This is a genomic window from Vibrio litoralis DSM 17657 (assembly GCF_000426765.1).
GTDB lineage: Bacteria > Pseudomonadota > Gammaproteobacteria > Enterobacterales > Vibrionaceae > Vibrio > Vibrio litoralis.
In genome coordinates this window covers 101,079-114,610 of record NZ_KE384568.1, presented here as the reverse complement: position 1 = coordinate 114,610, position 13,532 = coordinate 101,079, and the positions used below count along the sequence as shown (strand labels likewise).

Sequence of the window (13,532 nt, the reverse complement as noted above, 5' to 3'; positions counted from 1 at the left end):
TTAGCGATAGGTTTGTGAAAGGATTAGATTTGTGAAAAGTATGAAATGGTATCTGCTAGTTTTTGTATTGATGCTGATTGCAAGTTTAGTGGCACATATTCCTGCATCTTGGGTGTACGCTCAGTTGCCTACCCAGCGTGGGGTAGAAGTAACCGGAATCAGCGGCACGATTTGGCAAGGACAAGTTCAGCAACTTAAAGTGAACCGTCAGTCATACGGTAGTCTATCTTGGGATTTTCAAGCCAGTAAACTATTGACTGCTAAGCTGGAATATCAAGTTCGCTTTGGCCGTGGCAGTAGTATGAAACTGGATGGAAAAGGTTTTGTTGGCGTTGGTTTTTCTGGTCTTTATGCCAACAATGTTCTCGCCTCATTGCCAATACAACAAGTTATGTCCTATGTACCGACTCAAGTACCGGTTGAATTAAAAGGCCGACTAGAGTTATCGTTAACCTCATTAAAGTATGCGCAACCATGGTGTGAAGAAGCTAAAGGTAGTGTTGCTTGGACGGGCAGTGATATTGTTTCACCGATTGGTCAATTAACGCCCGGCCCGGTGATAGCAGACATCACTTGTCAGGCACAAAATATTGAAGTGTTGGGTAAGCAAAACAATTCGCAAGTGATGAGTGAGTTTAAAGCGAGCTTAAATGAACAAGCTCGTTATGAGTCGCTGGCATGGTTTAAGCCGGGGGCTGAATTCCCATCATCAATGGCAGAGCAACTAAAATGGTTAGGCGAACCGAATGCACAAGGCCGCTATCAATTTAGCTTTGCCGGAAAATTATAGCGGTTAACCCAGTAGAGCGGTGAAAGGAGAGACGAAGTGACAAAACATAAAAAGCCAGAGATCTTATCAAGCTCAGTGGTGGCACAATCTCGTTTATTCGCTATTGAATCTTTAGAGCTTCGTTTCTCAAACGGTGAAGAACGTACTTACGAACGTATGAAACCAAGTAATCGTGGCAGCGTAATGACAGTGCCAGTAACCGCAGAAGGCGATTTATTACTGATTCGAGAATATGCCGCGGGAACGGAGCGTTATGAACTCGGTTTTCCTAAAGGATTAATCGATCCGGGAGAAACGCCAGAGCAAGCCGCTAACCGTGAATTGAAAGAAGAAATTGGTATGGGCGCCGATAAATTTGTGCCACTTAAGCAAGTCGTTTTAGCACCATCCTATTTTTCTAGTCAAATGACGCTATTTCTCGCCACTGGTTTATATCCGGAACGTCTACAAGGTGATGAGCCAGAAGAGTTAGAAGTGATCCGTTGGCCGCTACAACAAGCTGAAGAATTACTGACGCACCTGGATTTTTGCGAAGCTCGCAGTATTACGGCTTTAATGTTGGCATTACGTGTAATTTCTCCAAGTGATACAAATAAGGAAGGCTAACTATGGCTGCAACGCAAAGTGATCTCTCTCATCTTATTCCTCAGGTGATCAGCATTGCTCGTGAAGCGGGTCAGCGTATTTTAGAAATTTATCAAAATAAAGACTATCAAGAATTTACCAAAGCTGATGATACACCCGTCACCACTGCTGATTTGGCCGCTCATAAAATCATTATGCAACAGCTGGCTGATCTGACTCCAACTATCCCGATTCTTTCTGAAGAAGATGCCGATATTAGTCTCAAAAAACGCTCGCAATGGGATCGTTATTGGTTAGTTGACCCGCTTGATGGTACTCAAGAGTTTATTGCCCGTAGCGGTGATTTTGCGACGGTAATTGCACTAATTGAAAATAACCAGCCAGTGATGGGGGTGGTGTATGCCCCCGTTTCAGGCGTGACCTATTTTGCTTATCAAGGTAAAGGCGCGTGGAAGATCCCTGAAATGGATGATAGCTTACGTATTCATACCTTAAAGCATGAACAACCTGATCAGCCGATCGCCATTGCGATCAGCCGCCGTCAAAATATCAATCGTATTACTGAAAAGCTTTCCCCTGCGCGCAACTATGAATTAGTACCATTAGGATCTGCCGCATTAAAAGCATGCTTGGTGGCAGAAGGAGCGGTAGATTGTTATATTCGCTTAGGACCCACCGGCGAGTGGGATACTGCCGCAACTCAATGTATCGTTGAAGAAGCGGGTGGCCGAATTCTCAGCACTCGCTTGGAGCCCTTGTCATACAACGAGCGGGATACTTTAGAAAATCCAAACTTTATTGTGTTGGGTGATGAGAGTATTGGTTGGGATAGTATTTTGAGAGAAGGTTTCTAGTTCCTGGTCCCTAGTTACGCTTCGCTTATAGAAAAAGCTGACTGAGTTTTACAATTGGATAAAGAAAAAAGCCAGAACGATGGATTATCGCTCTGGCTTTTTAGATAGAAGAGTAACGAAACGAAATTTTCTTTTCCTAGAAACCTCGTTCCTGAGTTACATATACGAGTGATCACCCGCTTGGTGTTCTGTTGAATCTCGTACTGCCGTTAACTCACCTGCGAATTGATCGACTAATTGCTTCTCGATGCCTTCTTTTAGCGTGACATCTACCATTGAACAACCGTTACAACCGCCACCAAATTGAACTAGTGCAACGCCGTCATCAGAAATGCTGATTAGGCTAACATGGCCGCCGTGGCTTGCCAGTTGTGGGTTAACTTGGGTTTGAATAGCATACTCAACGCGCGCCATAAGAGGAGCATCGTCATCCAGTTTACGCATTTTCGCATTTGGCGCTTTCAGCGTGAGTTGTGAACCCATTTTATCGGTCACAAAGTCAATTTCAGCGTCTTCTAAAAACGGTAAACTCAATTCATCAACGTAAGCATTGAAGCCTTTGAACTCATAAATGGTATCTGATGCTTCAACCGACTCAGGTGGACAGTAAGATACGCCACACTCTGCGTTAGGTGTACCAGGATTTACGACAAAAACTCGAATATGAGTTTCATTCGTTTGTTGTTCCAGTAGTTTTGCAAAATGCTCTTGAGCACTTTCTGTAATAGTAATTGTATCTGACACGACTAATACCTGACTATTTTAGTGGGCTTTTCGGTTATTTTACTCCTCTTACTGTATGGATCAAACCTATTTACTGATAATTTCAACAAACTTGATCTATACCCTTCGTACTTGTCACCTCACTGCAACTCCAATTTCTTTGGGTATAAGCCACCTTAATTCGGTGTGGGGGTGCGCGATAAGCAGTACACATCAATCCGTTTCACGCCTGCTTTTCTCAGTAATACACATAAAGGATCTAAAGTACTGCCTGTCGTGACCACATCATCAACCAGTGCCACATATTGTGTGAGAGGCGTATTTCTTAGTTGAAAGGCACGCTTGGTATTACGTCTACGCTCAATTTTCGTTAATCCTTTTTGCTGTGGAGTGGCTTTAACTCGGCGAAAAACACCATGGTTTACTTGGCAATTGAACTGATCTTTTTTCCAATGGCTGGCGAGTTGTTGAGCGAGTTCAGCGCTTTGATTAAAACCGCGTGACCACTGCCTACGCCAATGTAGTGGTACGGGAATTAATTCATGACAAGGTTCAGTGATAATAGGCGCAAGTAACAAGGCAAGATCGCTGGCTAACCAGAATTGACGACGATATTTTAACTTTTGAATGTAACCTTTTAATGGCGCTTGATAGTCATTAATACAATATAAGCGATCCCATTTGGGTGGTTGCGACAAACATTGGCCACATTGTTCTACTCGAGTAACGGTCTTCAAGCCGCAGCGTTGGCAGCGAGGAGTGATATCGATAAAACGTTCAACACAATGTTGGCACCACAGGTTATGGAATGGATGTGCATCTTGTGGTGTGATGGTTAAGCGACATAAATGACATTGACGAGGTAAGCTGCGTTTTATGCGTTCGAGTAATTTCATTGAGAGCCTTTTATTTAAGTAAAAAATGAAAAAGTGAATCAATGATGTCATCATCAACCAGAACAGTATCGACTAGGTATGAAATTAGTAGGAAAAGGCAATGACACAACTGCATTGGCAATCGCAAGGTGAAGGACAAGATGTCGTTCTTATTCATGGATGGGGAATGAATGGCGCGGTATGGCAACAAACGATCGATGCGTTATCGGTACAATTTCGCGTGCATAGCGTTGATTTACCCGGTTATGGGCTCAGCCATCAAGCAAGCGCTGATGATCTTGATGATATTTGCCGCCAAGTATTAGCTCAAGCGCCGGAAACTGCAGTCTATCTTGGTTGGTCTCTTGGTGGTTTGGTCGCAACCAATATCGCAGTAAAGCATCCTGAGCGAGTCGATAAGTTGATCACGCTGGCTAGTTCACCAAAGTTTGCCGCCGAAAAAGGTTGGCGTGGCATTATGCCTAAAGTGCTGACTGATTTTACCGAACAACTGACTAATAACTTTAAGCTCACCATCGAAGGCTTTATGACCTTGCAAGCTTTGGGTAGTCCATCGGCAAGGCAAGATGTCAAAGCGATTAAAAAGCAGGTCTTTTCACGTCCAATGCCCAACCCTGAAGCGCTAGCTATTGGGTTAGGTATTTTGGCAACTGTCGATTTACGCCCCGCATTATCGGATATTCAAGTGCCAATGCTGCGCTTGTATGGTCGCTTAGATGGACTAGTACCTAAGAAAGTGGCGGATTTAGTGAGTGAGCATGCACCGAATAGTGAAAGCTATATTTTTCAGTCGTCGTCACATGCGCCATTTATGACTGAGCATGAGTTGTTTTGTCAGAAGGTGACGGAGTTTGTTTGCGCATAGAGCGTAAAAGAGTGTCGTTGCTCGTGGCTAGGGCGCTCCGCTTCTCGTAACTTGAAAAAGAAACGTCTAGGGACACTCGAGCGACGAGTAGCGCAGCGGCCGAGAAACGAGATTCGAATGCTTTTTCTAGAAACTAGGGACTAGAAACCAGTAGCCTCAAACTTTACCCCTTAAAACTTCGATTTTAATATCTAAACCTTTAATTAAATTGGTAATTTCTTGTGGGGGGGGTTGGTTGGTGACAATCAAATCGACATCTTCAATTTTACCTAAATTCACCATCGCGTTACGGCCAAATTTAGAATGGTCGATTGGTAGGAATACCGCGCGGCTGTTTTCGATAATTGCGCGTTTTACTCGTACTTCGTGGTAGTCAAAATCGAGTAGTGAGCCATCAAAGTCGACGCCACTGATGCCTAAGATGCCAAAATCTAAGCGAAATTGAGAAATGAAATCCAGCGTGGCTTCACCGGTTACGCCACCATCTTTATTACGTACTTCACCGCCGGCTAAGATGACTTTGAAGTCTGGTTTGCTCATCAAAATAATCGCGGCATTAATATTATTGGTGACGATGCGTAGTTGCTGGTGGCCTTCAAGTAAGGCTTTCGCGACGGCTTCTGGCGTGGTACCAATATCGATGAAGAGAGTTGAGCCATCAGGAATGTGTTTGACTAGTGCGCGAGCGATGTTGTTTTTTTCATTTTGATTCATCACTTTACGATCACTATAAGGCGAGTTTTCCGCGCTGTTAGTCATGGTCGCGCCACCATGATTACGACGAATTTTGTTGGAGTCGGCTAATTCATTCAGATCGCGGCGAATGGTTTGAGGGCTAACATCAAACATTTCTACTAAATCATCGGTACTGACATAGCCTTGAGCTTTAACTAGTTCGATGATTTTTTCATGCCTTTCACTCGCTTTCACGCTGCTTTCCTTTAACTCTTGTCATTAAGATATGAAAAACTAGTTTACGTGATTCGCGTAATGAAAGGCAATTTATCCGCTTGAATGCACTCAAGTAATGTTCAAAATGTTATAACTATCCCACCTTTTGTGCGCAATCGAGCTTTTTGTCATTTGTTTCATGAGACGTATGCGGTTGAGTTTTTTGCTCAATATAGTCATTGACTAACGCTTGCTCAACTTGAGATAGCACCACCCCCAACTTAGTTCGACGCCATAAAATATCTTCAGCGGTATGGGCATATTCATGCTCAAGTAAATAATCAACTTCACATTGATAAACCCCTTGGCCAAAGTGCTGCCCCATTTCCGATTCCGAAGTAATACCTTTCAGCATTTCTCTGGCCTGCACTCCATATTGATGGCAGTAGCGGCGTAGTGTTTTATCCTTCATCCAAGGGCATTGCTGACGCAGTTTCATAGTAAGCAAGTTCTCATCATAACCTTGACCGCCTGGTAATACCGATTCTGCTGTCCAGCTATCGCCCATTTGTGGGAAGAAAGGGGCTAGTTGTTTCATCGCTGACTCTGCCAGTTTGCGATAAGTGGTTAACTTGCCGCCAAAAATTGACAGCAGTGGTGCATCTTCGCCTTCTTGTTCAAGAGACAAGGTGTAATCACGAGTGATGGCTTGCGGTGAATCCGATTCATCATCGCATAGTGGACGAACGCCGCTGTAAGTGGAAACCACATCCTCTGGCGATATTTGATGAATAAAGTGTTTATTGACCACATCGATTAGGTAGTTAATTTCTTGCTCATCAATCGCCACTTGGCGTGGATCGCCTTTATATTCGACATCGGTAGTGCCAATCAATGAGTAGTCTTCAAGATAAGGGATCACAAACACGATGCGCTGATCATCGTTTTGCAGAATGTAGGCTTGAGATTCATTGTGGATCTTCGGCACTATGATGTGTGATCCTTTGATCAAGCGAATACCGTAAGGCGATTGAGCATCCATATTATCGGTGATAAAGCTACGAACCCAAGGACCCGTCGCATTCACCAACGCGTGAGATTGGCGTGTAAAACGAGTGTTGGTTCGCTTATCCAATAAGGTAACGTGCCACAAATCGCCTACTCGCTCGGCTTTTTCGACATGGCAGTAGTTCTTGATTTCTGCACCATGTTGCTCGGCTTGTTGAATATTGAGTAGTACTAAACGCGCATCATCGACCCAGCAATCTGAGTACTCAAAGCCTTTGACCATTTCTTCTTTTAAAACATTGGTCGAGCGAAAATCAACGCCATGACTGCCTTTTAAGGTAGTACGTTTTCCAAGATGATCGTAGAGAAATAGACCCGCTCGAATCATCCAAGCCGGGCGTAAAAATGGGCGATGAGGCAAACGGAAACGCATCGGCTTGGCGATATGTGGCGCCTTTTTCAGTAATACTTCACGTTCAGCAAGTGATTCAGATACCAAGCGAAACTCATAGTGCTCTAGGTAGCGTAAGCCGCCATGGATTAATTTCGAACTGGCAGATGAAGTAGCAGAAGCAAAGTCACTCGATTCATAAAGACCGACTTTTAAGTTTCTACCTGCCGCATCGGCAGCGACTCCAGCGCCGTTGATCCCACCACCGACAACAATGATATCTAACACTGTATTTACATTTTCTGGCTTGTTCATCTTAACCTCTGTTCGAATTTAGCGATTAAATGTTCGTTCGAGCATTTGTGCTTAATCTACCGAAAATAAAATTTCTGTCCAGAGCTATTTTTATATTTTTTGTGGCGATCCTAGCTTTTTCTAGGATTATCTATTTGTATTTTATTGGTTTTATATGATTTCTCGGTTTCGATTTCTTTGATTTTAATTATTTTTTATTGATATGTTATTGATTTTTATTATTGATCTTTGAAATGCATTGCCGTTCGTTTGCGTTCGAATAATTAAAAGTATGAGCGTACGCACATTTATGTTGATTGTTTGTTTACATAAATGAAACATATTGTAGGTTTAGCAACGAATTCTTCCAATAACTAGCTTTACTAAAAATAAGAATGGGTCGTCAATATGTCTACAAATAATAAAAAACAATTACTCGGGGAATGTTTGTCGGAATTTATCGGTACTGGCCTACTGATATTTTTCGGAGTCGGGTGTGTGGCTGCTTTAGTGTTAACTGGGGCAAGCTTTGGCCAATGGGAAATCAGTATAATCTGGGGCTTAGGGGTAGCGATTGCTATCTATTGTGCAGGAGGCGTGTCGGGGGCACACCTTAACCCAGCCGTTACGATTGCTTTAACCTTATTTCATGGTTTCGATAAACGAAAAGTGCTGCCTTATATTGGCTCGCAACTTTTAGGGGCGTTCAGTTCAGCCGCTTTGGTCTACGCCTTATATAGCAACTTATTTAGCGAATATGAACTTGCCAACAATATGGTTCGAGGTTCTCAAGAAAGCTTGGCGTTAGCGGGCATATTCTCAACCTATCCAAATCCGGCATTAACTTTTGGTGGTGCGTTTGCGGTTGAGTTTGTGATCACCGCGGTGCTGATGTTTGTGATTTTAGCGCTAGGGGATGATCGCAATGGTGCTCCGAATGGTGCGGTGACTCCGTTATTAATCGGTCTATTGATTGCGATAATTGGTGGTTCACTCGGGCCATTAACTGGCTTTGCGATGAACCCTGCACGTGATTTTGGTCCTAAGTTTTTCGCCTACCTCGCTGGCTGGGGAGATATGGCACTAACCGGTGGTAAAGATATTCCGTACTTTATTGTGCCGATCCTTGCACCGATCTGTGGCGCTTCATTTGGTGGTTGGTTATACCCGAAAGTTATTGGTTTCTATCTGACCGATACTCAGGCTGCGCCAAATGAGCCAGCGGAAAATGCGCCTCAAGTTTCAACCAATGGCTAATGATTAAAAAAACAGAAACATCACGGTTTAAAAATAGGAAAATATTATGGAAAAGAAATATATCGTCGCTTTAGATCAAGGTACCACTAGTTCTCGCGCTGTCGTACTCGATCGTGATGCCAATATTGTGTGTAGCGCGCAACGTGAATTTACTCAAATTTATCCGCAAGGAGGTTGGGTAGAGCATGATCCTTTAGAAATTTGGGCATCGCAAAGCTCAACCTTAGTTGAAGCGTTAGCCAAAGGTGGTTTGCATTCCGATGAAATCGCCGGCATTGGTATTACTAACCAACGTGAAACGACGATTGTGTGGAACCGCGCTACCGGTAAACCTATTTATAACGCGATTGTCTGGCAATGTCGTCGTACTGCGAGCATTTGTGAAGAGCTAAAAAAAGCAGGGCTTGAAGAGTACATTTTAGAAAATACAGGCCTCGTCGTTGACCCATATTTCTCAGGTACCAAAGTAAAATGGATTCTTGACAATGTAGAAGGTGCTCGTCAGCAAGCTGAAAATGGTGAGCTTGCGTTTGGTACTGTCGATTCATGGCTGATTTGGAATATGACCCAAGGTCGTACTCACGTCACTGACCCAACTAACGCGAGTCGTACTATGTTATTTAACATCAATACGCTTGAGTGGGATGACAAGCTACTGGATGCAATGGGTATTCCAAAATCCATGATGCCAGAAGTGAAATCTTCTTCAGAAGTTTACGCACAAACCAACATTGGTGGTAAAGGTGGTACTCGTATTCCAATCGCCGGGATTGCAGGGGATCAGCAAGCGGCTTTGTTTGGTCAAATGTGTGTTGAAGCGGGCCAAGCCAAAAATACCTACGGTACAGGCTGCTTCTTATTGATGAATACCGGTGAGAAAAAAGTGACCTCACAAAACGGGTTGTTAACTACGCTGGCTTGTGGTCCTAAAGGCGAAGTGAGCTACGCATTGGAAGGTGCGGTATTTATGGGTGGAGCATCAATTCAATGGCTGCGTGATGAATTACGTTTGATCAATGATGCTGCAGATACCGAATATTTTGCCACTAAAGTAGAAACCTCTAATGGCGCTTATGTGGTTCCAGCGTTTACTGGCTTAGGTGCTCCTCATTGGGACCCGTATGCGCGTGGCGCGATTGTCGGCTTAACTCGCGGGGTGAATCGTAACCATATCATTCGTGCGACTTTGGAAAGTATTGCTTACCAGTCATTAGATGTCATTTCTGCGATGCAGGCGGATTCAGGAATTAAACTGGACTTCCTTAAAGTCGATGGCGGCGCGGTTGCCAATAACTTCCTAATGCAATTCCAATCGGATGTATTAAATACTGAAGTACAACGCCCAGTCGTTACCGAAGTGACCGCATTAGGGGCGGCCTACCTTGCCGGCTTAGCCGTTGGATTTTGGGGCAGTATTGATGAGTTGAAACACAAATCAGTGCTAGAGCGCTCATTCCAACCATGTGCTGATGACGGCAAACGTCAACGTCGTCATGATGGCTGGAAGCGCGCAGTTGAATGTGCCAAAGGCTGGGTGCAGGAGTAGGTATAACGGGTTTCGAGCGCTGCGCTTTTCGGACGCGTTGCTGCTCGTGACTTGGAAAAGATAAAAGCAGATACGTTGTTTATGTATTGAAATAATAACGTCATTCCGTACATGAGCCTAGGGGAAGAAGATACGGAATCTCCTACAGCGTGTTGAAACACAAATTGCTGTAGGAGATCCTGAACTACGCTCCTTCGTCGCTATTCAGGATGACGCTTTTCTATATGATACCGCCCACTCTAAGCTCTTTCGAACAACGAGCAGCAACGTGCCCGAAAACCGAGTTACGTTCATGCTCTTCCTCGTAACTCGCTACCTTTCTCTACTTTTTCGCTTTAGCAAACGCCGCAGCAAATGCGCCGCCCATCGCCGCGTTGGCAGGTTCTGGCTTGCTTTGACGTTGTTGGCGCGGTGCCTGACGACGGTCATTGTTCGGCTTAGCACTACGTTGTGAGTTTTGCTCGCCCGGTTGATCGTTTAAACGCATGGTTAGAGCGATACGTTTACGCTGAATATCCACTTCCATCACTTTGACTTTCACGATATCGCCAGCTTTCACTACTTCACGTGGGTCAGCCACATAGCGATCAGTCAAAGCAGAAATATGTACTAGTCCATCCTGGTGAACGCCGATATCAACAAAGGCACCAAAGTTAGCCACATTCGAGACAACCCCTTCCAAAATCATGCCGATTTCAAGATCTTTAACTTCATTCACCCCTTCAGCAAAGGTCGCGGTTTTAAACTCAGGACGAGGATCTCGACCCGGTTTATCTAGCTCTTTGATGATGTCGGTAACGGTCGGTAGACCAAACGTATCATCGGTATAATCCGTCGCGCGTAGGTTATGTAAAAACTCGCTATCGCCCAGCAATGCTTTGGTCGCTTTACCGGTTTGTTCAGCAATTTTTTTGACGACAGGGTAGGCTTCCGGGTGAACCGATGAAGCATCCAGTGGGTTTTTGCCGTTCATAATGCGAAGGAAACCCGCACATTGTTCAAACGCTTTTGGCCCTAAGCGAGGCACTTTTTTCAGAGCAGTACGTGAATCAAAACGACCTTGCTCATTACGATAATCAACAATGTTTTGCGCCATAGTCGTCGATAAACCGGCCACGCGAGTAAGCAGTGCAGCAGAAGCCATATTAACATCTACCCCAACCGCATTCACACAGTCTTCAACTACTGCATCCAGACGTTTGGCGAGCATTGACTGGCTGACATCGTGTTGATATTGACCAACCCCAATCGATTTAGGATCAATCTTCACTAATTCTGCCAATGGATCTTGCAAGCGACGAGCAATCGACACTGCGCCACGTAGTGATACATCCATATCAGGGAACTCTTTGGCGGCTAATTCAGATGCAGAATACACCGAGGCACCGGCTTCGCTGACCATGATTTTTTGCACTTTCAAGCTGTGACGTTTGATGATGTCGGCAACCAAAGTATCGGTTTCACGTGAGGCGGTACCATTACCAATCGCAATCAAATCGACATTGTGCGCTTTCACTAATTTCAAAATAGTATTGATTGAAGCTTCGATTTTATTATGCGGCTGATGTGGGTAAATAGTTTCCGTTGCCAGTACTTTACCAGTAGCATCGACCACTGCGATTTTTGAGCCAGTACGTAAACCTGGATCTAAACCTAGAGTCGCGCGAGGGCCAGCGGGAGCTGCCATCAATAAATCTTTTAGGTTGGTAGCAAACACTTCAATCGCTTCGATTTCAGAGCGTTCTTTCATCGCGCCCATCAATTCGGTTTCAAGGTGCATTGAAATCTTAATGCGCCACGCCCAGCTGATCACTTGTTTTCGCCAGTTATCGGCAGGAGCGTTATTGAAGTGAGTGCGGTAATGATCGGCAATAATGGTTTCACAATACGAACCACGTACGCTTTCTTCTTGCGCCGGGTCAGCATTAAGGCTTAATTGTAAGAAACCTTCATTACGGCCACGTAGCATCGCAAGGGCACGATGTGACGGTACACGGCTGATTAGTTCGTTATGTTCAAAGTAGTCTTTAAACTTCTCGCCTTCTTGCTCTTTGCCTGTGTTCACGCGAGATTGCAGTTCGGCATTTTTTTGCAAGTAAGTACGTACTTTGTCTAGAAGGTCGGCATCTTCAGCCATGCGTTCCATTAAAATAGCGCGAGCACCATCCAGTGCGGTTTTGGTATCGGCAATTGAATCTTTAACGTATTTAGCTGCTTCTACTTCAGGATCGAGTTGTGGGTTTTGCCATAACGCATCGGCTAGTGGTTCAAGACCCGCTTCGATGGCGATTTGGCCTTTAGTGCGACGCTTTGGTTTGTAAGGTAAATAGAGATCTTCTAAGCGAGTTTTGCTATCGGTGGCTAAGATTTCTTTTTCAAGTTCTGGTGTTAGCTTATCTTGCTCACGAATCGATTTTAGAATGGTTTGGCGGCGGTCATCGAGTTCACGTAAATAGCTTAAACGGTTATCTAAATTACGAAGTTGGGTATCGTCTAAGCCGCCGGTGACTTCTTTACGATAACGAGCGATAAAAGGTACAGTGTTGCCATCGTCGATTAAGGTGACCGTGGCAAGAACTTGTTCAACACGAACATTTAATTCTTGAGCGATGATCTGACAGATTTGGTTCTGTTGGCTCATGGTGTCTCTCTTTATTATGATGCTTTTACTATTGCTTAGGATTCTGCAAGCTAATCCACGATGGAGCAAGGGATTAATCCTGAGTTGGCGTGAAATTAACATAATTAATCTGAGCTAGAATAATAAAAGGCTTTGAAAACAAGTAGAATAACCTTAATTTCTAGTTGATTCTTTTTATCAGGGTATTGTTGTGAAAACCAAGCTGATCACCCGAGAGGGCTATAATAAGCTAAAAGCTGAACACGATCATTTGTGGCATGAAAAGCGCCCGGAGATCACTAAAATTGTGACTTGGGCGGCCAGCCTAGGTGACCGAAGTGAAAATGCTGATTATCAATACAATAAGCGACTATTGCGCCAAATCGATCGCCGAGTACGTTTTTTACGAAAATTTCTCCCCGAGGTGACGATTGTTGATTACTCACCGCAGCAAGAAGGCAAAGTATTTTTTGGTGCTTGGGTCGAAATTGAAAATGAAGCTGGGGATGTGAAGTCATTTCGCATTGTTGGACCGGAAGAAATTTATGGCGATGCAAAAGACTATATTTCGATTGATTCACCAATGGCACGCGCCTTGTTGAAAAAAGAAGTGGGCGATGAAGTAGTGGTCAAAACTCCTGATGGTGATAAAGAGTGGTTTGTGAATTCAATTCGATATGACAGCAAGTAATTGCCAGTTATTGAAAGTCAGATTTGAAGTTATTGGCTATAAACCATAAAAAAGGCAGGTATTTGTTACAAATTGGTACTTTGTTAAAGACAATTCGCTTTATATTTAAGTATTCTGAGTA

12 protein-coding genes are annotated in these 13,532 nt (G+C 44.1%); 7 read left to right on the top strand and 5 right to left on the bottom strand.

What is annotated here, in order from left to right:
* Nucleotides 1–40: 40 nt before the first annotated feature.
* From K358_RS0117450 to cysQ, 3 genes are read left to right on the top strand one after another with little or no spacing between them, the layout of a single operon-like run.
* Nucleotides 41–790, top strand: coding sequence for a type II secretion system protein N (locus K358_RS0117450; protein ID WP_226980928.1), 750 nt, complete (start codon nt 41–43; stop codon nt 788–790).
* A gap of 36 nt (nt 791–826) precedes the next feature.
* Nucleotides 827–1,396: an ADP compounds hydrolase NudE gene (nudE, locus tag K358_RS0117445; RefSeq protein ID WP_027698018.1), complete on the top strand. Its 570-nt coding sequence runs from the start codon at nt 827–829 to the stop codon at nt 1,394–1,396.
* Nucleotides 1,397–1,398: 2 nt separating this feature from the next.
* Nucleotides 1,399–2,229, top strand: coding sequence for a 3'(2'),5'-bisphosphate nucleotidase CysQ (gene cysQ, locus K358_RS0117440; RefSeq protein ID WP_027698017.1), 831 nt, complete (start codon nt 1,399–1,401; stop codon nt 2,227–2,229).
* 156 nt (nt 2,230–2,385) lie between these two features.
* Here cysQ and nfuA read toward each other — a convergent pair whose 3' ends face one another.
* The gene (nfuA, locus tag K358_RS0117435; RefSeq protein ID WP_027698016.1) at nt 2,386–2,973 is read right to left on the bottom strand and encodes a Fe-S biogenesis protein NfuA; all 588 of its coding nucleotides are present in this window, start codon (nt 2,971–2,973) and stop codon (nt 2,386–2,388) included.
* 155 nt (nt 2,974–3,128) lie between these two features.
* A complete protein-coding gene (locus K358_RS0117430) occupies nt 3,129–3,848 on the bottom strand; it encodes a ComF family protein (protein WP_051241370.1) in 720 nt (239 codons plus the stop codon).
* A 100-nt stretch (nt 3,849–3,948) separates the two neighbouring features.
* Between K358_RS0117430 and bioH the strand changes: the two genes are divergently transcribed.
* On the top strand, nt 3,949–4,713 hold the full coding sequence (bioH, locus tag K358_RS0117425; RefSeq protein WP_027698014.1) for a pimeloyl-ACP methyl ester esterase BioH: 765 nt from the start codon (nt 3,949–3,951) through the stop codon (nt 4,711–4,713).
* Nucleotides 4,714–4,869: 156 nt separating this feature from the next.
* Here the strand turns inward: bioH and K358_RS0117420 are convergent, their stop codons facing one another.
* Complete coding sequence (locus tag K358_RS0117420) at nt 4,870–5,643, bottom strand: DeoR/GlpR family transcriptional regulator (protein ID WP_027698013.1); 774 nt, start codon at nt 5,641–5,643, stop codon at nt 4,870–4,872.
* Between the two features lie 115 nt (nt 5,644–5,758).
* On the bottom strand, nt 5,759–7,318 hold the full coding sequence (glpD, locus tag K358_RS18710) for a glycerol-3-phosphate dehydrogenase (RefSeq protein ID WP_051241369.1): 1,560 nt from the start codon (nt 7,316–7,318) through the stop codon (nt 5,759–5,761).
* A gap of 387 nt (nt 7,319–7,705) precedes the next feature.
* On the opposite strand from glpD, the gene K358_RS18705 reads away from it, so the two are divergent.
* Both K358_RS18705 and glpK read left to right on the top strand, forming a co-directional pair.
* Nucleotides 7,706–8,554, top strand: coding sequence for an MIP/aquaporin family protein (locus K358_RS18705; RefSeq protein ID WP_051241368.1), 849 nt, complete (start codon nt 7,706–7,708; stop codon nt 8,552–8,554).
* Between the two features lie 46 nt (nt 8,555–8,600).
* Nucleotides 8,601–10,100: a glycerol kinase GlpK gene (gene glpK / locus K358_RS0117405; RefSeq protein ID WP_038150398.1), complete on the top strand. Its 1,500-nt coding sequence runs from the start codon at nt 8,601–8,603 to the stop codon at nt 10,098–10,100.
* 322 nt (nt 10,101–10,422) lie between these two features.
* Here the strand turns inward: glpK and K358_RS0117400 are convergent, their stop codons facing one another.
* On the bottom strand, nt 10,423–12,741 hold the full coding sequence (locus tag K358_RS0117400) for a Tex family protein (protein ID WP_027698011.1): 2,319 nt from the start codon (nt 12,739–12,741) through the stop codon (nt 10,423–10,425).
* A gap of 190 nt (nt 12,742–12,931) precedes the next feature.
* Here K358_RS0117400 and greB point away from each other — a divergent pair, with 190 nt between their 5' ends.
* Nucleotides 12,932–13,411: a transcription elongation factor GreB gene (greB, locus tag K358_RS0117395; RefSeq protein WP_027698010.1), complete on the top strand. Its 480-nt coding sequence runs from the start codon at nt 12,932–12,934 to the stop codon at nt 13,409–13,411.
* Nucleotides 13,412–13,532: the final 121 nt, after the last annotated feature.